A 20,151-nucleotide genomic window follows, 5' to 3' on the forward strand; every position below is an offset into this window, starting at 1 on the left:
GAGGCGTGTTGCAGGCGGATTGATCCCGTGGCTTGGCACTAGCGACGATAGTAGCGGCGATCGTCCTCGTAGCGGTATCGCATGTCACGATCCTGGTGTCGCTCCCAATAACGATGGCGCTCGGCTTCGCGGCGGGCCTGCTCTCTACGCCATTGATATCTACGCCAGTCGTCTCGGCGCCAATCGTCTCTGCGCCAATCATCTCTGCGATAGTGCCAACGACCGTCATGCCAGTATCGGTCGTCATGGGCCAGCAACGGCCCTGGCTGCTTGCCGGCCATACTGGCCAAGGTCGGCCAAGGGTTGTCGGCAGCCTTGACCGGAGCCTGAACGGCTGCGACTTCAGTTGCGAGAACAGGGGTTGGGGTCTTCATTTGTGTTGCTGATGCCGAGCCCACTGCCGCGAGCGCGAACAGGCCGAAGAGCACCATCCGTGGGTCATGGAATTTCATGAACGAAGACAACCTCTGATTGACAATTGGACGTGTGGCCATCTGGCTGCGGGTTCGCGCTTGCCGGGTGGATGGGCCTATCCACATAGACCGATAAATAGGGAAAAGTTCTAGAGAGCCGCTGTTTAAATAGCCGATGGCCCCAGTGTTCGGCGCCTTTGAGGTATTGGCCGCGACGGCCTTTACAGCGGGAACTTCAGGGTACTGGCCAGGTCAATAGGGGCCCTGTATCGCAGAAGCCGAACAGCGCTGGTGGCCTGTTTTCGGACAGTGCCGTCCGAGATCAGTCGAGTCCGTCCCCTGATGCCAATCAAGATTTTTCTACCGGGTGTCCTTTTGGCGTTCTGCGCAGTCGCGTCGCAGTGTTCCGTTGCTGCCGAGCGAAGCGCGCCCACGCAAAGTAACCGCGCGTCTACCACCCTGATCGAAACCGCCTCGCGGCAGTATGAAAATGGCCAGCTGGACCAGGCCGCTGCCTCGCTGGAGCGTGCCCTGCATATTCAGCCGAACAATCCCGCGACGCTGCATTACCTCGGTGTGTTGCGTCTTCAGCAGGGGCAGTACCAACAAGCTGAAACATTGGCGCTGCGCTCGAACGTGCAGGTTGGAAGCAACGTCGAGTTACGCAACCGCAACTTCCAATTGATCCAGGCGGCCCAACAGGCTCTGGCCTCGAATACCCCACCCCAAGCCAGGGAGGGCCTGGTTGCGGTACAGAAGGGGCAGGATGAGCAGGTCCAGGAAGCACAGATGGCGTCTGTTGAACAACCCGCAGCGGACACTGGGCAACAAGCTGGCATTTTTGATCGGGTAAAGGCTGCGTGGGCATCGGTTTCGCCGACGGCTGTCAGACCACAGCCTGAAGAAGCAGTGCAAATGGCTTCCGTCGCGCCAGCGCCCGTGTCCGATGAGGTTGTGATTCCCCGTGGCCATTTGCCGCCTCCGGGGAAATGCCGGATCTGGTTTCCTGATCGCCCGCCCGGGCATCAGCCGGCACCCGGTCGCTGCAAGAAGCTGCGACATCGGGTTCCGCCGGGAGCCTTTCTGTTGCACGGTTGAGGCTGCGGGCGAGCCGCTATTCAAGCAACTGATCGATCAACACCGCGTTGGTATAGATCAGGCTGCCATCGCTCGCACGGTGCCCGACCAGGTGAAACTGACCGCGTTCGTGGTGCAAATAGACACGCATCTGACAGTCTGACAAGGGCGCGTATCCCTCGGGCATGATCAAATCCATCGAGCCCATATCGACATCGACCATGGCTTCACGCTCGTGGGACTTCTGCAAGCGCTCTTCGGCGTCCTCCAGACGGACATGGAGAGGGCCGTCGACGTAAAAATGGATCTCACCGATCGGGATGGACTTCTGGTCGGGGCTGGGCTTGCACCAGCCTTCGATCGTCAGGGCACTCATGACGAAACCTCCCATGTGGGTTGTCGGACTCTATTGGTTTGCGTCCCTGCTCATTGCGATCACTCATGTTTGACGACTGTACAAGGGCAGGGTTCGCACTTTGTGGTCGCTTCTGGCCGATCGCTGCCGTCCGTCATCAGAGTTCAAGTATAGCTGGCAACCGGAACTCCCTTGCCAACCTCACGGTACAAGCCGATGGCTCTATACTCCTTACTGACTTTACCGCCCGGACGGGTGGTATTTGTCTGGCCTGCTTGGATGTCAGTGGCGATGCTTTTGCATAACCAATGAACATCAGGAATAGGATGAAGAGCAAATGGCAATAGCAATTATCCTGATACTAATCGTTATTGCATCAGTGCTATTCCACATACTAGCGCCCTGGCATGCGACACCGGCCGCGTCCAACTGGGGCTCCATAGACACCACCCTGTTCATCACCCTGATCATCAGCGGAATATTCTTCATTGCCATCGTCGTATTCATGGCAGTAGCGGTGATGCGGTTTCGTCACAAGGAGGGTGCCCGGGCGGCCTACCAGCCCGAAAATAAAAAGCTGGAATTATGGTTGATCATCGTCACCTCGATAGGCATTGCCGGGATGTTGGCGCCAGGCCTGGTTGTTTACGACGATTTCATCCGGGTGCCGAAAAATGCCTACGAACTTGAAGTGGTCGCCCAGCAGTGGCAGTGGGCCTTTCGTTTTCCCGGTCAGGACGCAAAGCTGGGCAAATCGGATATCAAGTTCATTGATTCCACCAATCCCCTCGGCCTTGATCCCAAGGATCCTGCAGGACAGGACGACGTGCTTGTAATGAACAATGAAGTTCACCTTCCGCTCGACCGGCCGGTGAAAGTTTTACTGCGTTCCAAAGATGTTCTGCACGATTTTTATGTGCCGCAAATTCGCAGCAAGATGGACATGGTGCCAGGGATGGTGTCGTATTTTTGGTTTACGCCAACTAAAACCGGAAAGTATGAAACCCTTTGCGCTGAATATTGTGGCGTAGGCCATTACAACATGCGCGGCCATATGATCGTGGAGGAGCAGGGCGTCTTCGATCAATGGCTAAAAGGCCAACCGACTTTTGCGCAGACATTGACCACAGCTGCCAGGCCAGGTCGGGACAGCCTGTTGGAAAAGGGCCGCCTGCTGGTCGAGAAATACGGTTGCAGTGCCTGCCATAGCCAGGATGGCAGTACCAGTCTTGGCCCTGGATGGAAGGGGCTGTACGGCCGCACTGAGCAGATGGCCGATGGCTCCAGCGTGCAGGTCGACGAGGCCTACCTGAAAGAGTCGATTCTCGATCCGAAGGCCCGTCTGGTACAGGGCTACCCGCCGGTCATGGTGGCCTATACTCTCTCTGACGATGAACTGGGTGCGCTGGTCGCCCTGATCAAATCACTGGGTGCTGCGCAGCAGGGCGATGAAGCTTCTACTGGCGAGGCATCGGGCCCAGGTGAAGACCTGGTGGCGCAGGGACAGCGGCTGGCCGGTTCGTTTGGCTGTCTGGCCTGCCACAGCGTCGATGGCAACAAGGGCGTCGGCCCCAGCTGGCAGGGCCTGTATGGCAAGACCGAAACCCTTGCCGACGATACGAGCGTCAAGGTCGATGAGGGTTATCTGAAAGAATCGGTTCTTGATCCCGCTGCCAAAATCGTCAAGGGTTACGCAGCCGTCATGCCGGCCTTGAAACCGAGCGACAAGGAGTTGGATGCGCTGATCGCTTTTATCAAATCCAAAGCGAATGCCAACGCTGATGCAAGCAAGGCGGAGCCAGGGAAGTAGCCGCAAAGCAGCCAGTAATACACTGAAACTTCGACAGGAGGATGACGTGATGGCCTATGCGGAGCAAGCCGAAACAGAAGCACTGCACGAGCCCAAGAGCTTCCTGACCAAATATGTCTGGAGTCAGGACCACAAGGTCATAGCCATTCAATATTCCTTGACGGCTTTGTTCGTGGGTCTTATCGCCGTGGTGTTGTCCGGCTTGATGCGCATGCAGATAGGTTTCCCCGGCAGTTTGCCGTTCATGGATGCCAGTACTTACTATCAGGCGATGACCATGCACGGCATGATCATGGTCATTTACTTGCTGACGGCCTTGTTTCTGGGGGGCTTCGGTAACTATCTGATCCCGTTGATGGTGGGCGCCCGCGACATGGTCTTCCCCTATGTCAACATGCTCAGCTACTGGTTCTACCTGGTGGCGGTAGTGGTGTTGCTCGCCAGTTTCTTTGTCCCTGGCGGCCCCACAGGTTCCGGCTGGACGCTCTACCCGCCACAGTCCATTGCCCAGGGGACACCGGGGGTCGAGTGGGGCATCGTGCTGATGCTCGTCTCACTGGCGATTTTTATTGTCGCCGCCACCATGGGCGGGTTGAACTACGTCACCACGGTGTTGCAGGCGCGCACCCACGGCATGACATTGTTTCGCATGCCGCTCTCGGTATGGGGAATCTTCATGGCCTCGATCATGGCCTTGCTGGCTTTCCCGGCGTTGTTTGTCAGTGCGGTCATGATGCTGTTCGACAAGCTATTGGGCACCAGCTTCTTCATGCCGGCGATGATCTCGCTGGGGCAGCAGCTCGATCACCAGGGTGGCAGCCCGATATTGTTCCAGCACCTGTTCTGGTTCTTCGGCCACCCGGAGGTGTACATCGTTGCGCTCCCGGCGTTTGGCCTGGTCTCGGACTTGATCAGCACCCATGCACGTAAAAATATCTTCGGTTATCGAATGATGGTGTGGGCCATCATTGCGATTGGCGTACTCAGTTTTGTGGTCTGGGCACACCATATGTATGTCAGCGGAATGAACCCGTACTTCGGCTTTTTCTTCGCCGTCACCACTTTGATCATCGCAGTGCCGACCGCGCTGAAAGTCTACAACTGGGTGCTGACCCTGTGGCGCGGCGACATCCATCTGACCGTGCCGATGCTGTTTGCCCTGGCCTTTATCGTCACCTTCCTGGTCGGCGGTCTGACCGGGTTGTTTCTCGGCAATGTGATCGTGGATATACCGCTCTCGGACACCTATTTCGTCGTGGCTCATTTCCATATGGTCATGGGCGTCGCGCCGGTGCTGGTGGTGTTCGGCGGCATCTACCACTGGTTTCCGAAAATAACCGGGCGCATGACCAACGACACCCTGGGCAAGCTGCATTTCTGGATTACCTTTCTGGGCACCTACGCCATCTTCTTCCCCATGCACTACCTGGGTTTCCAGGGCATGCCGCGCCGTTACTATGCCTATGAAAACTACGCGTTCATCCCGCAGTCGGCGCAAGAGTTGAATGCCTTCATTACGGTGGTCGCCTTGACCGTCGGCGTTTCCCAGTTGCTGTTTGTGTTCAACCTGGCCTGGAGCGTATTCAAAGGCAAACCCGCGGGTAGTAACCCCTGGGGGGCGGCCAGCCTGGAATGGCAAACGCCGAACACCCCACCGGTACACGGTAACTGGGGAGCGAAGATGCCGGTGGTGCATCGCTGGGCCTATGACTACAGCGTGCCGGGGATAGAGCAGGATTTCGTGCCGCAAACGGTCTCCGCCGAGGAACTGGAGCAAATGCGTCAACTCGGTGCCGGAACCAAAATAGCGGACGTTAAAACATGAACAGACTGCTATTGAGAAACGCCGACGGCGCTGCCCCCGGCGGCAGTTGGAATCGCGATCCCGAGGGCATTCAGGCCGGCGAGGGCGCCGATGGGGGCCAGACCGCAAGGCTAGGCCTGCGCTTGTTTCTGGTGGTGGTGAGTTCGTTATTCTTTCTCTTTCTGCTTGCCTTTATTGCCCGCTCACAAATGGTCGACTGGCTACCCCTGACAGAACCCATGGCGCCACTGGCCAATCCATGGCAGCTGTGGGTGAATTCGGCTTTTCTGGTATTGAGCTGCGTCGCACTGCAGTGGTCGCGCATGGCCGCCCGCCGGGCTCGAATGGACGCCACGGTCATCGCTTTTGTATTGGGTGGCGGATTTGCCATTGCCTTTCTGGCGGGGCAACTCTGGGTCTGGCAGCAGTTTGTCGCCTGGGGCTACTTTGTCGCCAGCAATCCGGCCAACAGTTTCTTCTACCTGTTGACCGGCGTGCACGGCCTGCACCTGTTGGGCGGGTTGATTGCCTGGGGCAGAACCGTCGTTAAATTCCTGCGTCATGTGCCGTTGCCGCAACTCAGCGCCAGCGTAGAACTTTGTGCCATCTACTGGCATTACTTGTTGGGTCTCTGGTTTGTGCTGTTCGCGCTGCTGACCAGCACGCCGCAAACCTATGAAACCATCGCCAGATTCTGCGGCCTGAGGTGAAAAGCCATGGCATCGCACCTGCAAGCCCAAGCCCAAGCCGAGACCAGTTCAGCCAATCCACCAGGCTCGCCACCCGCACCGGGATGGGCGGGCATCGCCAGCGACTGGTCCTCGGATAAAGAGGCCTTCAAGCAGGTCCACTGGGGCAAGGCGATGATGTGGATATTCCTGCTCAGCGATACTTTCATCTTCACCTGTTTTCTGACCGGCTACATGTCGGTACGCATGACCATCACCACCGCCTGGCCGAACCCCAGTGAAGTGTTCGCCTTGACGATCGGCGGCAGGGAAATTCCGCTTATTCTGATCGCCATTATGACCTTTGTGCTGATCAGCAGCAGCGGCACCATGGCCATGGCCGTCAACTTCGCCTATCGCCGTGATCGCGCGAAAACCACGGCCCTGATGCTGGCGACCGCGGCCTTGGGTGTGACCTTCGTCAGCATGCAGGCATTTGAATGGAGCAAGCTCATCGCAGAAGGGGTGCGCCCCTGGGGGAACCCCATGGGGGCGGCGCAATTTGGTGCCACTTTTTTCATGATTACCGGTTTTCACGGGCTGCATGTGTCAATTGGCGCCCTCTACCTCAGCATCGTGGCGCGCAAAGTACTGCGCGGCGATTATGAGCGCTCCGGAAATTATCAGAACGTCGAGATAGCCGGGCTTTACTGGCACTTCGTGGATTTGGTGTGGGTGTTTATTTTTGCTTTCTTCTATTTGTGGTAGAGGAGCACGGGTGATGGCACATGCTCAGGGTCAGCAACATCCAATCAGTCTGTATCTCAAGATATGGGGACTGTTATTCGTCCTCAGTACGATGTCGTACCTTGTCGACTATTTCCACTTCCATGGCTACCTTCGGTGGTTCCTGATTATCACGTTCATGTTGTTGAAGGCGGGTTTGATTGTCTCCATCTTCATGCACATGGCCTGGGAGCGGTTGGCCATGGTCTACGCGATATTGGTCCCACCTTTGTGTTTACTGGTGCTCGTGGGACTGATGGCCACCGAGGCGGATTATGTTTTCCTAAGTCGGGTCATATTCTTCGGTCAATAAGCCGCCTTCGAATGGCCTTGAGTCTCCAGGAGCTAACCCGATATCACTCGTTTGAACTGATGCCACTTGTGTTGCCAGGCTACTGTCCAGTGGGGGGCTGCTGCTCCCGTGCCGGCGATCGTCAGCTTTGGATGATGTCCGATGACCTGATCCAGTATCGACTCCTGATTCGGTTCAACATCCACGAAGAAGATATGTTTACCGTCTTTTACCACCTGGCTGAAATTGCGGAAGTGAGTGTTCGGTACCTGGAACCCGAAAAAGCCGCCTTCCCAGATGCAGAAGCCAAAAACAACAATGGCAAGGAAGATAAAGGGCATCCAGCCTACGACGGATTCGGTCCAGCCCATCCAATAGGCGCCAAGCAGGATCAGCGCCGCGAGTGGCACACCGACCACCGCACCAATCTCACCGGAGTGAACAGCATCCTGTTCCATTAACGAACTGATCTCGTGGAGGTGATGTTGTTCAACATCGGCAACTTTCTCACTGAGCACATGAATCTGTTCGGAATTGATGCCGCTGGCTTCCAATTCATTTTCAACGGTTTCAAGTTCGTTGAGATTGTCACTGATGTAATAGTGTCGATTCATGCCACACCTCCGATCTAGAGTTTGCTGTAGACCTCCTTTGTCCGGCAGCCGTTAACCAGGATTTTGCAGTCGGTATCTGTACCAAGGGGAACGTTGCACACTTCATGCAATCTGAGCGAAGTATAGCACTCGCCAGCAGGCGGGCCGGCTACTTGCGACACCGGTAGTGTTGCGAGATCAACCGCAAGGGCTTGCTAGTTGATCTGCACAATGACCGGACCTTCGGTCACGATCGGCGGGTTCGCCCGGATATTCGAGGTGTTTTTCTGAATCCACTCACGCGCGACTTTCGAGCTCGCATCACTGCCGGCCTTGTCCTTGCAAACAGTCACCGACGTACCACCATCTCCCGTATTCAATAGTGTGTAGCTGACCAGGCCAGGTACTGTCCGCAGGGTAGCGTCTATGTCGACATTGCGTTCTTCCAAAAGCTTGAAAAGCTCCTTTGCTCCAGCACCCAGGTAGGTTCGTATAACCGCATACATGGTCGTCTCCTTTGGGACTACCGATCTGTTGATGGTCGCAATCACTCAGGTTTCAGCTCGCCCTGATTTATTAAGCTTAGCCAAATGCCGGCGACAATCTGAATGCAACGACCACCGGCTACTTCTGGCCGTTTTCTGCCTATCGCTGAAGATTTCATGCGCCGTAAAAAGCGGCTATTGCAATGAGCGCAAGAAAACAGACCAGTTGAACGCAAAAGAAGGTAAACCGGACTGCGACGAATGCATTGGTTTGCACATGGGATACGTGAACCAGTGACTGGCACACGCGAGCGATCAGGACGAGCATGGACAAGTAGTTCACCGCTGGGCCGTTGATATCAAGGGCGGAAATCACGAACACGATGACGGCAAAGACAGGCAGGTTTTCCACACAGTTGGCGTGTGCCCTGGTCCCGCGCTGGTACCAGTCAGCGCCTTCGAGCTGATCGCTTCGGAAAGAGGCGATCGGAGCACTCGAGAACAGGATGGCAACCCAGCGATAAACGCCGACGGTTGCCATCAACAGCAGCAAAGTCCAGGTTGCAAACCCAAGCAGCATCCACATCGGTATCGTCATGGCCGCCATCCTCGAAAGATCGTCATCCCGCAGCCGCGCGGCCGATGAGCAGTCGGTCGCGCGCGGTCACTCAATTGCTCATGATGGGGGCCAGTGCGGCCTGAATCCTGGACATCTGTGCAGGCGTTGTCATCTGCGTCAACAGCCGGCCAAAGTGTGGATGCTGTACGCCCGAGACAATGTATTGCCAGCGGTACGCGCCCAGCACACAGGCTTTGATTTGCGCGGCCTCGTCGCCACTGAACGAACGTGAGACATTACCCATGAAGTAGTCGGCATCGGATGCCGACTGTGCCAACAGGATTGCGTCGACGGCCGCTACCAGCGCAATCAGGTCATTCACCGCCTGGTCGCGCTCGGCTGGCGAGAGCTTCGCGTGCTCCGCCTGCCACTCCAGTTCATCGAGTACGACGTGCCGGCTTTCATCCCTCCAGTGAAACTTGAAGACATCCTTGAACAGCGGGCACAACTCCTCGCGCGGGGCGATGCTCTGTATGTAGTGCGACTGAACGAACAGCTCGATATGACAGGTCAGTGCCAGCACCGACCAGGTGCTGGCCGACAGTACCGCGCGCGCCACTTCGTTTGGATCGGCAACTTGACGATAGCCCGCAGGCAATTGCGAACCCATCATTGTCTCAATGCGCCGGAACAGCTCCTGGTGCTTGATCTCGTCGTTGGAAAAACGCACCAGCGCTTCGAGTGCGAGTTGATTGTCAAATACATGGGCCCGACCTTGATCGAGCATTTTGGCACTGATAAAGCGCTCTACCAGGCCAAAGAGATACGCATAGGTTCGGCCCTGAATCTGACTGAGCAGGCGTGCCTCGGCCGGGGTGATAAAGGTCAGGCGGTCGATCTGCGACAGTCCGTCGGGCAGGAATTTTCGCGAGAAGTCGAAACTCCGGTCCTGCAGCAAATCGCGATCGATCTGCCATTCGTTTTTTTTCGATGACCTGACAATCCGGGCATAACGGGAAGCGTTGCCCGAGTCTGAGCCGGGTAGGGTAGCGACGGTGTTCATATGGATCTCCTGTTGCCCTGGTTGAGTTGGAGTGGGGCAATTACGATTGACGCCGGAGCCAATGACCTTGGGTGAAGCCTCTGGGAACAGTCTCGATCTCTGAGTCCGCGCTGGTGCTAATCTAGGTCTCGCGGTTCAGGCGGCAAATGACTGGAGCACCTGATTACATGCTCCGGACTCCGGAAAGGAGGGCTGGCAATTGCTGGATGCGCTTTCTGATGTATTGCGGGTGATTCGGCTGTCTGGAGGGGTGTTCCTCGAGGCGGAACTCACTGCGCCCTGGTGTATCAACGGAAGGCTCTCGGCGAATGATTGCAAACCGTTCCTGGCGGTACCCCGGCATATCATTGCGTCGCATTTTGTCGCGGCGGGGCACATGCAAATACGCATCGACGGTGACACCGCCATCGACGTGGGGGCGGGCGAACTCGTTCTGCTGCCTCGCAATGACGCTCACTCTTTTGGCAGCGACCTGAGCGTTGCGCCCATGCCGGCGAGAGAAGTCATTCAGCCGCCGCAAGTCGGTGGGATTTCACGGATCAAGTACGGCGGGGGCGGCGAGGCTACGCAGTTGTTGTGCGGATTCCTCGGCTCTGAAACACCCTTCAGTCCGTTGCTTTCGTCGTTGCCTTCCTTACTGAAACTGGACGTGCGCGCGACGGCTTCGGGCGCCTGGATCGAAAGCTCGTTCCGCTTTGCTGTCAGTGAAATCGCGGCGGGGCGGGTCGGTTCGACAACGGTCATCGCCAAGCTTTCCGAGCTGCTATTCGTCGAAGCCGTCAGCCAGTATGTCGCCAGCCTCCCCGCCGAGCGGCGCGGTTGGCTGGCGGGTTTGCGGGATCCGCATATCGGGCGTGCGCTGGCGCTACTCCATGCTCGTCCGACCGAAGGCTGGACTGCTGAAGCCCTGGCGCTTGAGGTGGGCATGTCGCGCTCGGTTTTCGCGGAGCGATTCACGGCGTTGGTCGGACAGCCACCGATGCAATACCTGACGCTCTGGCGTATGCATGTGGCGGCTCAACACCTGCGCGAAGGTCGCGGCAATGTGGCGCAAGTCGGCTTTGCAGTTGGTTATGAATCCGAAGCCGCGTTCAGTCGCGCATTCAAACGCCAGTTCGGCACATCCCCGGGCACCTGGCGCAGACAGTCGGCATGAGAAGGTCGGGTGTCGGTGGACACCCTGAAAAAGCCAGGCAGTCAATGTCTGGCCATCGACCCAAAGTCGACTGTGGTGTCAGGCGGCTTTGGGTTGAAAGGGGCATGCAAGCGGTTTCTTGCGTTTGCTGACGACGTGATCAGCCGTTTGATAGACAACGCTAGCCTTTGCCCTTGCCTCCGCTACCGCTGCTGCCACTGCCACTGCCACTGCCACTGCCGCTGTTATCTCCCTGGTTATTGTTGCCCTTGACCTGTGGCCCGACACCATCTCCCGTACGGAATGTCGGTAACGCAACCGAGTTCACGAATTTCACGCCGTCCCAGCTGGGCAACGGTGTGGGCATCAACTGGAACTGGCCAGGGTGCTCAGAGTCCCAGCGCAGCAGCATCGCCGTGTCCTCATGCTGAGTGTTGTGGCAGTGCTCCATGTAGGTACCGGCAAACTCACGGATGTGTATGGCCATTTCGACATTGTCTCGGCTCTCAGGATGGCGGCCTATATCGTACATATCTTTGCGCGCGCCTTTTTCCCATTCTGGTGGTGGTCTGCCACCTCGAGTGAGAATGATCCCTTCCTCGAAGTGCACATGCACCGGGTGACTCCAGCCATTGCCGCCGTTCTGGATCTTCCAGATTTCCAGCGTGCCTTCACCCTTGAACCCGGCCGGGGTCGGGCCAGTGGCCAGTTGTGGCGCGGCTGAAATCCGGCGCGGGTCCATGGGGAAGCCTCGGCCGCCATCGGTCTTGATCGTCCATGGTTGTTCGTCGGTGCCGTTGGAGCGGCCAAAGATAAAGGTGCGGTGCCGCGCCTGGGCAAGCCGGGCGATATCGGCAGGATCATCACGGTGCAAGGGCAGGGGGATCATGAACTTGCCCTCGGGCTTGCCAGGCTTGGCGGGCTCGAAGTCGACCGGATTCATGCTGACATCCTGGCCGGTGTAAGGCTGGACGTTCAGTTGCAGGAACAGGCCCACGCCCGGGTCACCGTTGACCCACTGTGGCCCGTGGCTGGTTTGCCTGACAACGGGCAGGTACTTCTCGGAGAGTACATCGGCCAATGGAATGTCACGTTTTGGACGCTTGCCGTCTTCATGCTCCTCGATGTTGACGAAGAAAATCTTGTCGCCCACCTTGATGCCGTTTGCCGCGAAGTCGATGACGATGTCAAAGCGCTCGGCAATGCCCTGTATCGGCAGAATGGCATTGTGGTTCTGTGTGTCGCCGTCGCCATCAAGGTCCAGGCTGCCATCGAACGGCACCGCGTGCTCCATGATATTGCCGTCGTTGGCAATCATGTGGAACGGCACCCGGTTATAGGAAACCCCGGAGTTGTTCGGGCCAGGAAACTCGCCGCCATTACCATCGACCTGACGCACCACCGCCAGCTTGAAGTAACGAGAAACCGATCCGTTGAGAATACGGAAACGGATGCGGCGGGCACGTACGTCCAGGAACGGCTTGTATTCCCAGTTGGTCAGCACCTGGTCACCGAGAAAACCGTCGGTGTTGAAGGGGTTGAACCACAACTGGCCGGTCTGGTCCCAGGCCTTGTCGGCGATCGTCAGGTTGATGTCATAGTCGCGGTTACCCCAGCTCAGCGCCGAACCGCTGGGCAAGCGCAGGTTGACCCCGTCGTCGACCGCCTCGTTGCCACGGTCCAGGGCGCTGTAGTAGTTCATCATCGTCGCGTTGCCCTTGTAGACATTCTGCGCGGTGAAATCGAGCATGTGGTCGTGGAACCAGTGGGTGCTCATGGTTTCGCGCCAGTCGCCACGGATCTTGATGGTGCCGTGGTCGCAGGTCTTGAAGCCGGGGGTGGCGTCGTTGACGAAAAGTATTTCACCGGGGTCGCACGGGAACGCTGCCCGTGGGTCCTGCGCAGTGGTGTTGATGGTGTCGTAACCGGCCAACTGGATCGGCCAGCGATAGTCGTAGTACTGGCCCGGAAAGAAGAACGCGTTGGTAAAGCCGTCGCTTTCCGCGGGGGTGTGGCCGTTGTGTTCATGGGTGGTGAGGGTGTGCAGGCCAAAGCCCCGGTTGGCCGACGGGTCAATCGGCAAGGCATCGTAATGACGCATCAGCATCGCCTGGCCATAGCGTACCAGGAGCAGTTTGGGCGGAAAGGTGCCGTCGAAGGTCCACAACGCATTATGGTCCTGGACCGGGAAGTTTTCATGAAACTGCACTTGAATGCCCTTGGTGGTGCCCTCGTTGGCCGGGTTGCCGTTGGTGTTGTGATAGAGCCCGCCTGGCGCAAATTCCCCCACGGCGTAGTTATGCCGTTGCATGTGATCACGCAAGCCACTGTTGACGTGCGCGCCGGCTTGCACAGTCTTGAAGGCGTCGCGCGGGAAAAACTCATTGAAACGCTGGTGCGACCAGCCTTTTCCCGGTGGCCGGCCTTCTGCAGGCGAATCGACCCGGCGATTGAGGAAAAGCTCGATCTGCGCCTTCCAGGGGTTGCGGTCCAGTACATTGGAGAACTCTGTCGGGAAGGGCGTCAATGCCGGCTGCCTGAGAAAAGCATCCAGCGCATCCGGCGACGGGCCGCTACGCGCCACGTTCAATGGATCCTGCGCCGGTGCGGGGCCCACCGTCGGGACCGGAAACGGAACGGGTGATGGCGGGTCGGTCGCATCCAGTTTGTTCGAGCCGAACTCCTCGAAAAGTTCAAGCTTCTGTGTGAACGGTTGAACCCCGAATACCGGGCTGGCATTACCGTTAGTGGGGATATTGAAGCTGGGTTGCAGATCGGGTGGCAGCACATTGTCGACCAAGGGGGTCTGGCGATTACCGACCACTCCATTGGGCAAGTCGAAGGCGCCGACGTTTGCCGGAGGCAACTTGAGCAAATCCCGCAATGCGGCATCGGGGTCGGCCGGCGGATTGGTGAACGCCGATGGATCGGTAGGAGGCGGTGGATCGGTGTTGTCGAGGGGGGCTGCCTGGGTGTGGGACAAGCCCAACCCCAGCATGATCGCGGCAGCAGAGATACTCAACGCCAGCCTGGTTTTGAACAATGGACTAGGAGTCAACCTTGCGGTTTCCAGTTTCATCGCAAACACCTCTGACGGGATCCCTGGAGCGCGTGGTTATACCTGGGTAACGAGCCACGGCTTCCAGGCCGGCTGGCGAAATGTTTTATTTCGAGCCGGGCTGTTGACGACGCAATTTTTTTGCCAAAAGTGAAAGGAATTGATTAATGGCTCTGCGCCACATCTCTATTGCTTGCGGGCTTTGAGCGGGCGAATCAGAAGCTGGGGGAAGGCCCCCGATAATGGGGAATACCCCCCCCCAATACAGGGTAATGGTGTTAAGCCAAGGGCCCTTCTGTAGGAGCGAGCTAGCTCGCGATGGACTCAAGAGCGCTGCGTTCAGTCAGGAAACACGCGGCATCGTTAACGACCATCGCGAGCAAGCTCGCTCCTACAATGGATCATGCTCGCATTACCCAATACAGGTTGCGATTGTGTGGGGTATTCGGGTTAAGAGAAGTGGCCGTTTACTGCCTGTCCCATTGTGCCTGTCGTCATTATTGACTGGATCGAACGGCTCCTCCGTCGATCAACAGGTTCTGCCCGGTCAGGTAGCCGGCATGGCTGCTGCAAACGAAGGCACACAGCGCACCGAACTCCTCGGGTGAGCCAAAGCGTTTGGCAGGGATTTCGGCACGGCATTCGCCAAGGAATACCTCACTGTCTTGCCCCGACGCTTCGGCGGCTGCGACCAGGTTGTCACGCAGTCGATCGGTATCGAATGAGCCTGGTTGCAGGTTGTTGATCGTCACATTGCGACTGGCAATGTTTTCTTGCCGGGCAAGCCCTGCGATGAACCCCGTCAGGCCACTGCGCGCGCCATTGGACAGGCCCAGGCTTTCGATGGGGGACTTCACGGCACTCGACGTGATGTTGACGATTCGGCCAAATCCGCGTGCCGCCATACCGTCTATCGTTGCCTTGATCAATTCGATAGGGGTCAGCATGTTGGCATCCAGCGCCTTGAGCCAGGCGTCGCGATTCCATTCGCGGAAATCCCCGGGGGGAGGGCCTCCGGCGTTGTTGATCAAAATATCGAAATGCTCATGGGCCTCGAGCGCTGCCGCCCGACCCTCGGGCGTCGAAATGTCTCCGGCCACGGCGATGACAGTCACTTGCGGATTTATCGCTCTGAGCTCACGGGCCGTTTCATTCAGCGTGTGTTCGCCCCGTGCGGTGATCACCACGTTCACGCCTTCGCGCACGAGTGCCTGTGCGCAGGCTTTACCCAGGCCTTTGCTGGCGGCGCAGACCAGCGCCCAGCGTCCTGCTATTCCAAGATTCATGCGGGTTTTCCTGAAAGGAAGCTCAAAGAAAGTGATTGTCTGTTCATGCATGGTCCACCGTAGCAGACAGGCTTGGCGATCGGGCGGCGATTCCCATGAAGCGCCGTACTCGCTCGCCCTTGGCATCGCATCGTATGGTTTCAGGTGCGGCATCGAGTTGAATATTGCCGTTCTCCATGAAAATCACCCGGTCGGAGATCGACATGGCAAAGTCCATTTCGTGGGTCACGATCAGCATGGTCATGCCTTCCTTCGCCAGGTCGCGGATCACGTTGAGCACGTCGTTGACCAGTTCCGGGTCGAGGGCCGAGGTCGGCTCGTCGAACAGCATGATCTGCGGCTCCATTGCCAAGGCCCGAGCGATCGCCACACGCTGTTGCTGCCCGCCGGAGAGCTGGTGCGGGTACTTGTGGGCATGGGCCAGCAGGCCGACCTTGTCCAGCAGCGCATACGCACGATGCTCGCTCAGCTCGCCCGGTTGACCGTGGTAACGCGGTGCCAGCGTGACGTTGTCGAGAATGGTGCGGTGCGGGAACAGGTTGAAGTTCTGGAACACCATGCCGATGTGCCGCACGCCTTTGCGCAGGCGGGAGCTGTTGGGTTTGTCCGATGCTTCGATGAATTTTTCGCCGAACAACAGAATGTCGCCGGTATCGATGGTTTCCAGGCCGTTGACCGTGCGGATCAGTGAAGTCTTGCCGGAACCGGATGGCCCGATGATCGAGACCACCTGGCCATAGTCGACATTCAGGTCGATACCCAGCAGCACCTTGTGCGTGCCATAGCTTTTCTGGATGTTCTTCAGTTGCAGGATGGGCGTCGCGTTGTTGCCGGCGGCTTTGCGCGCAGTGTCGGGCAACGCTTCGGCGCTGGCCTTGAATTTGGCAATGGTGGCCGCGTCGAGTGTGTGCGGCTTGCGGAAGTTCAGGTCCAGGTAGCGCTCCAGGCGCTGCAGGAAATAGCCGAACACGGTGACGATCAACACGTAGTAGACGCCTACCGCCGCCAGGGTCTCCATGACCAGGAAGTTGGTGGCATAGAGGCGTTGGCCGACCGTGAGGATTTCGGTCAGGGAGATGACCGAGACCAGCGATGTCAGCTTGACCACAGTGATGTATTCGTTGATCAGGGTAGGCAGCGAAATACGGAAAGCCTGGGGGATCACGATCAGGCGTTGCATGCCGAACAGGCCGACACCCAGCGCGCGCCCGGCTTCCTTCTGGCCCTTGGCCACGGAAATCAGACCGCCACGATGGATTTCCGCCATGTACGCCGCCTCGGTGACCACCAGGGCCAGCAAGCCGGAGTAGAAGGGGTTGGACAGGATCGGTCCGCTGCCGGGAAACAATTGCGGCAGGTTGTAGACGAACACCACCAGCACCAGCAACGGGATGCTGCGGAAAAACCAGATGTAGACAGCTGCCGGAATGCGCAGCAAGGGCGATTGGGACAGCTTGGCCGTGGCCAGGACAAAACCCAGCAGCATGCCGATGAACCAGGCCAGGGCGCTGAGCTGGATCACCGTGACGCAGGCTTTCCAGAAGTCTGGCAGGGAGAACAGGGAGAGAAAGTACGACCAATCGAATTGCATAGGGCACCTCGATCTGCCGCCCCCGTGCAGGGACAGCAGATGACCAGACTACAAGGACAGACTCTTAGTTGGCAGTCGGTTCTTCCAAGCCATATTTCTTAAGGATAGCGGCGTATTCACCGCTCTTTTTCGTCTCTTCGAAGGCCTTTTGCAAAGCCTGGAAGGTGTCGTCGTTGCCTTTCTTGACGAAGATGCCCAGGGTTTGCTGATAGATCGGGTGCTCGGTGGTGATCACTACCCGACCGTTGGTTTTTTCCGCGATCATTTTTGCGGCGCCGGCGATTTCAACCTGGGCCTGGATGTTTTTGGACAACAGGGCCTGGGTCACTTCGGGCGCGGAAGGGTATTCGCTGACGGTGATCGCCCCTTTGTTGTTCGGCACGCAGTAGTCATCGGACAGCTTGCGGAATTCCTTGACCCAGGTAGTGCCCTGTTCCAGGCCCAGTTTCAAACCGCACAAGTCTTCAGGCTTTTTCGCATTGATCTCGCTGCCCTGGGGCACCATGACCGCAGCACCAGTGTTGGCATAGGCGATGGTCTGGGCTTGAGTCTGGCGCTCCGGCGTGATGTACATGCCGGAAATGACTGCGTCGTACTTGCCGGAGTTCAAACCCAGAATCAGGCTCGGGAACTTGGTGTCGACGAACTCCACCTTGGCGTTCATGTGCTTGGCCAGTGCCGTTGCCAACTCGGGGTCCGAACCCACCACGTTCTTGTCCTTGTCATAGGACTCGAAAGGCGGGTAAGTGATTTCCATGCCGACCTTGAGCGTGTCTGCCGAGGCCATGCTCAGCGAGGCACCGAGCATGCCGGCTGCCAATACAGTCAAGCTCAACAGGTTCTTTTTATTGTTTTTCATTATTTACTGACTCCGGCGTAGGTAAGGGTTTGACTGAAAACTTCAATCAGGACGGTTGAGCCTGATTTTTCAAATGTCCAAAACTGGCGGGCTTGCGTGCCTTGCCTGGCAGTTGAACTTCCCCATTGGCCACCCTCTGGCGCAGATACTGATAGGTCTGCAGCGCCTGGCCATACATGTGTTCGCCGATCGTGATTTCTTCGTAGTCATTGCCGGCCTGGGCGAACCCGGGCAGCGGTTTGATCTGGGTGTGATAGTCGCAGGCATAAAACAGCGGGAAGGAATAACGCTCCTCCTTCACGCTGCGCACCCGGTGCGCAGTGGCAACGAATGCGCCTGCCGTCATCACTTCCAGCATGTCGCCGATGTTGACCACAAAGGCATCGGCGATCGGTGGTGCATCGATCCATTGACCAAGGTTGTTCATCACCTCAAGGCCAGGTTTGTCGGCCAGGAGGATGGTGAAACACTCGTAATCAGTATGGGCGCCCAGACCCGGTGCGTCATGGGCGGCACCGTCGTAGGGGTAGTGGATCAGCCGGAGCTTGGACGGCGGACGGCTGACCAGGCTGTCGAAATAGTTTTCGTCCAGGCCCAGGGTCAGGGCGAAGCCGCCGAACAGGCGCCGGCCCAGGGCGAAGATCGCTTCATAGTAGGCCTGCACCGATGCCTTGAAACCTGCCAGCTGCGGCCAGTCGTTGGGCCCCAGCAATGGCGTATTGGCCAGCACCAGCGGGTCATCGGCCGGGACTTCGAAGCCGACGTCGAAGGCCTCCTTGTGGTCCGGCTTGCCTTTGGAATAGACCTCTTCGCCTTCGGGCACAAAGCCCTTGTGGGTTTGCGAGGTACCGATGTAGTGCCGCATCTTGGTGTCGAAGGGCTGGTCGAAAAAGTCCTTGGCCGCCTTGCGCAGGTTGGCGATCAGTTGCGGGTCGATACCGTGATCGGTGATATAGAGGAACCCGACTTCGCTGGCGGCGCGCCCCAATTGTTCGGCCACGGCCAGGCGGTGTTCCAGTTCAACGCTGAACAGACCGGCGATGTTGACCACCGGGATGCTATTGAAGTTGGCTTTGTGTGTGTCATTGCTGGCGCTGTTGTTTTTATTGTCAGGCATGACGCATCGGCTCCCTAAGGATGGCTTGAGTGTTGGAAACGCTCGAAGTGTTCGCGCTCGGTCTGGCCCATCCACAGGTTCAATGACCACAGGTCGGCGACCGGGACATTGGTGAAAGGCAAATGATGCAGGTAGCCGTCGGCGCCGAATTCCGGGGTCAGGGTGCTGACCTGGTAACCGCGGGCCTGCTGCGAGCGCCAGATGCTTTCCCAGTGCTGCTGATGGAACGCCAGTTCTTTTGCATATTCGGGAGCCGCCGGGTGCGGAACCTGCGGGCCCTGGTCGTAACCGACCCGCGCCTGGATATGGTGAACCCGCTCGATGAACGCGCTCAGGTCATCGGCCGGGTCATTCAACAGACGCTCGCAAGTCACCACCCAATGGCTGATGTCACTGGTGAACAACAGATCGGGCAATTGCCGGATCAACTCCAGGGTCACCCAGGGATTGAACAGCGAACGCGAGCGGTGAGTTTCGAAACTGCAGACCTGGCCGTGCTTGCGCGCCAGATCCAGCGCCTGGCCAAAAAAATCCACTTGTTGTGGCAAGGACCAGCGGTCGTTGCCCGCCAGTACGTTGACGAAGCGTGGACCGAGTTCGGCGGCCCAGGCGAGCTTGCGGTCCAGGTCATCGAGGTGGACGGCAGGCGTTGCCGACTGGTCGGGCAGCACGTCGTACGCGGTAAAGACGGTACTGATATAGCCCAGGCGGTTGGCCTGGAGAAACGCGCCAAACTCGGCCCGTTCACCGGCGTCCAGTGGCAGGCGTGCTTCCATGCCATCAAAGCCTGCCCGCAGCAACTCATCGAGCGCCTGAGCCTTGCTCGCGGTGTAACCCCACAACGTGCGAAAGATTTCCAGCTTCATCGGTGATCCTCAAAAATCCCAGGGCCTGGTGCAAAAGTACTTCGACGGCACCAGACGGCTTGGCGATCAATGGTCAGCGGCAGCAGGGGACTTTGGATCCGGGTCTCTGCGTCATCTGATCCCACTGAGCGTTACCGAGACTGGTTCGCTGTGGGGTCGATGTTAGGCACAGGCGGTACGGCGAAAGAATCTGAAAATTCAAATGAATACTTCAGGCTTTCGTTAACAAATAGCTGGCTACTTATCGCGCTTGTCAGGAGGGATTTTTGCGGCGAGTACGTGTCTATGTTGGCTGTTAGCGAGGTGTGCCTGCATTACGGCATCATTTTGAAGA

Annotated in this window: 19 protein-coding genes; 7 read left to right on the forward strand and 12 right to left on the reverse strand. The window is 57.8% G+C overall.

Annotated elements, in window-relative coordinates; all coding sequences use genetic code 11:
• Positions 1-38: 38 nt before the first annotated feature.
• Complete coding sequence (locus tag PMI31_RS29795; protein WP_008017290.1) at positions 39-452, reverse strand: hypothetical protein; 414 nt, start codon at positions 450-452, stop codon at positions 39-41.
• Between the two features lie 303 nt (positions 453-755).
• On the opposite strand from PMI31_RS29795, the gene PMI31_RS07675 reads away from it, so the two are divergent.
• Entirely contained in the window at positions 756-1,511 is a 756-nt protein-coding gene (locus tag PMI31_RS07675) for a tetratricopeptide repeat protein (RefSeq protein ID WP_043302262.1), read from the forward strand.
• A 16-nt stretch (positions 1,512-1,527) separates the two neighbouring features.
• On the opposite strand, the gene PMI31_RS07680 is transcribed toward PMI31_RS07675, so the two are convergent.
• The gene (locus PMI31_RS07680) at positions 1,528-1,866 is read right to left on the reverse strand and encodes a hypothetical protein (protein WP_008017292.1); all 339 of its coding nucleotides are present in this window, start codon (positions 1,864-1,866) and stop codon (positions 1,528-1,530) included.
• A 316-nt stretch (positions 1,867-2,182) separates the two neighbouring features.
• On the opposite strand from PMI31_RS07680, the gene PMI31_RS07685 reads away from it, so the two are divergent.
• The 5 genes from PMI31_RS07685 to PMI31_RS07705 are packed head-to-tail and all read left to right on the forward strand — an operon-like array spanning position 2,183 to position 7,226.
• Entirely contained in the window at positions 2,183-3,655 is a 1,473-nt protein-coding gene (locus PMI31_RS07685; protein ID WP_008017293.1) for a cytochrome c oxidase subunit II, read from the forward strand.
• A gap of 49 nt (positions 3,656-3,704) precedes the next feature.
• Positions 3,705-5,480 carry a cytochrome c oxidase subunit I gene (ctaD, locus tag PMI31_RS07690; RefSeq protein WP_008017294.1) on the forward strand — a complete coding sequence of 592 codons (1,776 nt, stop codon included), beginning with the start codon at positions 3,705-3,707 and terminating at the stop codon, positions 5,478-5,480.
• Entirely contained in the window at positions 5,477-6,169 is a 693-nt protein-coding gene (locus tag PMI31_RS07695) for a cytochrome c oxidase subunit 3 (protein WP_008017295.1), read from the forward strand. The genes ctaD and PMI31_RS07695 overlap by 4 nt, the downstream gene beginning before the upstream one ends.
• Positions 6,170-6,175: 6 nt before the next feature.
• A complete protein-coding gene (locus PMI31_RS07700) occupies positions 6,176-6,895 on the forward strand; it encodes a heme-copper oxidase subunit III family protein (protein WP_008017296.1) in 720 nt (239 codons plus the stop codon).
• A 13-nt stretch (positions 6,896-6,908) separates the two neighbouring features.
• Entirely contained in the window at positions 6,909-7,226 is a 318-nt protein-coding gene (locus tag PMI31_RS07705; RefSeq protein ID WP_008017298.1) for a cytochrome C oxidase subunit IV family protein, read from the forward strand.
• Between the two features lie 32 nt (positions 7,227-7,258).
• Here PMI31_RS07705 and PMI31_RS07710 read toward each other — a convergent pair whose 3' ends face one another.
• The 4 genes from PMI31_RS07710 to PMI31_RS07725 form a co-directional block, all read right to left on the reverse strand.
• Positions 7,259-7,819 carry a hypothetical protein gene (locus tag PMI31_RS07710; RefSeq protein ID WP_008017299.1) on the reverse strand — a complete coding sequence of 187 codons (561 nt, stop codon included), beginning with the start codon at positions 7,817-7,819 and terminating at the stop codon, positions 7,259-7,261.
• Between the two features lie 194 nt (positions 7,820-8,013).
• Positions 8,014-8,304: a hypothetical protein gene (locus PMI31_RS07715; protein ID WP_008017301.1), complete on the reverse strand. Its 291-nt coding sequence runs from the start codon at positions 8,302-8,304 to the stop codon at positions 8,014-8,016.
• A 154-nt stretch (positions 8,305-8,458) separates the two neighbouring features.
• Positions 8,459-8,881 (reverse strand): MAPEG family protein, encoded by a 423-nt coding sequence (locus PMI31_RS07720; RefSeq protein ID WP_008017302.1) that lies wholly within the window; start codon positions 8,879-8,881, stop codon positions 8,459-8,461.
• Positions 8,882-8,951: 70 nt separating this feature from the next.
• A complete protein-coding gene (locus PMI31_RS07725; protein ID WP_008017303.1) occupies positions 8,952-9,905 on the reverse strand; it encodes a diiron oxygenase in 954 nt (317 codons plus the stop codon).
• Between the two features lie 199 nt (positions 9,906-10,104).
• Between PMI31_RS07725 and PMI31_RS07730 the strand changes: the two genes are divergently transcribed.
• Positions 10,105-11,061 carry an AraC family transcriptional regulator gene (locus tag PMI31_RS07730; protein WP_008017304.1) on the forward strand — a complete coding sequence of 319 codons (957 nt, stop codon included), beginning with the start codon at positions 10,105-10,107 and terminating at the stop codon, positions 11,059-11,061.
• A gap of 160 nt (positions 11,062-11,221) precedes the next feature.
• On the opposite strand, the gene PMI31_RS07735 is transcribed toward PMI31_RS07730, so the two are convergent.
• The 6 genes from PMI31_RS07735 to PMI31_RS07760 form a co-directional block, all read right to left on the reverse strand.
• On the reverse strand, positions 11,222-14,119 hold the full coding sequence (locus PMI31_RS07735) for a multicopper oxidase domain-containing protein (RefSeq protein WP_008017305.1): 2,898 nt from the start codon (positions 14,117-14,119) through the stop codon (positions 11,222-11,224).
• Between the two features lie 476 nt (positions 14,120-14,595).
• On the reverse strand, positions 14,596-15,384 hold the full coding sequence (locus PMI31_RS07740; RefSeq protein WP_008017306.1) for an SDR family oxidoreductase: 789 nt from the start codon (positions 15,382-15,384) through the stop codon (positions 14,596-14,598).
• 43 nt (positions 15,385-15,427) lie between these two features.
• Positions 15,428-16,975, reverse strand: a complete 1,548-nt coding sequence (locus PMI31_RS07745) for an amino acid ABC transporter permease/ATP-binding protein (RefSeq protein ID WP_008017307.1) — start codon at positions 16,973-16,975, stop codon at positions 15,428-15,430.
• Positions 16,976-17,039: 64 nt separating this feature from the next.
• Complete coding sequence (locus tag PMI31_RS07750; RefSeq protein WP_008017309.1) at positions 17,040-17,834, reverse strand: ABC transporter substrate-binding protein; 795 nt, start codon at positions 17,832-17,834, stop codon at positions 17,040-17,042.
• 46 nt (positions 17,835-17,880) lie between these two features.
• Entirely contained in the window at positions 17,881-18,951 is a 1,071-nt protein-coding gene (locus PMI31_RS07755) for an isopenicillin N synthase family dioxygenase (RefSeq protein WP_008017310.1), read from the reverse strand.
• A gap of 14 nt (positions 18,952-18,965) precedes the next feature.
• Positions 18,966-19,817 carry a sugar phosphate isomerase/epimerase family protein gene (locus tag PMI31_RS07760; protein ID WP_008017312.1) on the reverse strand — a complete coding sequence of 284 codons (852 nt, stop codon included), beginning with the start codon at positions 19,815-19,817 and terminating at the stop codon, positions 18,966-18,968.
• Positions 19,818-20,151: the final 334 nt, after the last annotated feature.

This window comes from Pseudomonas sp. GM55 (assembly GCF_000282395.1).
In the GTDB taxonomy this organism is placed as follows: domain Bacteria; phylum Pseudomonadota; class Gammaproteobacteria; order Pseudomonadales; family Pseudomonadaceae; genus Aquipseudomonas; species Aquipseudomonas fluorescens_CC.

What these genes read in the sequence shown, in the direction of transcription:
- PMI31_RS07750 (WP_008017309.1), bottom strand. Translation starts at nt 17,834, where the DNA reads ATGAAAAACAATAAAAAGAACCTGTTGAGCTTGACTGTATTGGCAGCC.
- PMI31_RS07720 (WP_008017302.1), bottom strand. Translation starts at nt 8,881, where the DNA reads ATGACGATACCGATGTGGATGCTGCTTGGGTTTGCAACCTGGACTTTG.
- PMI31_RS07700 (WP_008017296.1), top strand. Translation starts at nt 6,176, where the DNA reads ATGGCATCGCACCTGCAAGCCCAAGCCCAAGCCGAGACCAGTTCAGCC.
- PMI31_RS07685 (WP_008017293.1), top strand. Translation starts at nt 2,183, where the DNA reads ATGGCAATAGCAATTATCCTGATACTAATCGTTATTGCATCAGTGCTA.
- PMI31_RS07740 (WP_008017306.1), bottom strand. Translation starts at nt 15,384, where the DNA reads ATGAATCTTGGAATAGCAGGACGCTGGGCGCTGGTCTGCGCCGCCAGC.
- PMI31_RS07695 (WP_008017295.1), top strand. Translation starts at nt 5,477, where the DNA reads ATGAACAGACTGCTATTGAGAAACGCCGACGGCGCTGCCCCCGGCGGC.
- PMI31_RS07755 (WP_008017310.1), bottom strand. Translation starts at nt 18,951, where the DNA reads ATGCCTGACAATAAAAACAACAGCGCCAGCAATGACACACACAAAGCC.
- PMI31_RS07745 (WP_008017307.1), bottom strand. Translation starts at nt 16,975, where the DNA reads ATGCAATTCGATTGGTCGTACTTTCTCTCCCTGTTCTCCCTGCCAGAC.
- PMI31_RS07725 (WP_008017303.1), bottom strand. Translation starts at nt 9,905, where the DNA reads ATGAACACCGTCGCTACCCTACCCGGCTCAGACTCGGGCAACGCTTCC.
- PMI31_RS29795 (WP_008017290.1), bottom strand. Translation starts at nt 452, where the DNA reads ATGAAATTCCATGACCCACGGATGGTGCTCTTCGGCCTGTTCGCGCTC.
- ctaD (WP_008017294.1), top strand. Translation starts at nt 3,705, where the DNA reads ATGGCCTATGCGGAGCAAGCCGAAACAGAAGCACTGCACGAGCCCAAG.
- PMI31_RS07710 (WP_008017299.1), bottom strand. Translation starts at nt 7,819, where the DNA reads ATGAATCGACACTATTACATCAGTGACAATCTCAACGAACTTGAAACC.
- PMI31_RS07715 (WP_008017301.1), bottom strand. Translation starts at nt 8,304, where the DNA reads ATGTATGCGGTTATACGAACCTACCTGGGTGCTGGAGCAAAGGAGCTT.
- PMI31_RS07735 (WP_008017305.1), bottom strand. Translation starts at nt 14,119, where the DNA reads ATGAAACTGGAAACCGCAAGGTTGACTCCTAGTCCATTGTTCAAAACC.
- PMI31_RS07680 (WP_008017292.1), bottom strand. Translation starts at nt 1,866, where the DNA reads ATGAGTGCCCTGACGATCGAAGGCTGGTGCAAGCCCAGCCCCGACCAG.
- PMI31_RS07705 (WP_008017298.1), top strand. Translation starts at nt 6,909, where the DNA reads ATGGCACATGCTCAGGGTCAGCAACATCCAATCAGTCTGTATCTCAAG.
- PMI31_RS07675 (WP_043302262.1), top strand. Translation starts at nt 756, where the DNA reads ATGCCAATCAAGATTTTTCTACCGGGTGTCCTTTTGGCGTTCTGCGCA.
- PMI31_RS07760 (WP_008017312.1), bottom strand. Translation starts at nt 19,817, where the DNA reads ATGAAGCTGGAAATCTTTCGCACGTTGTGGGGTTACACCGCGAGCAAG.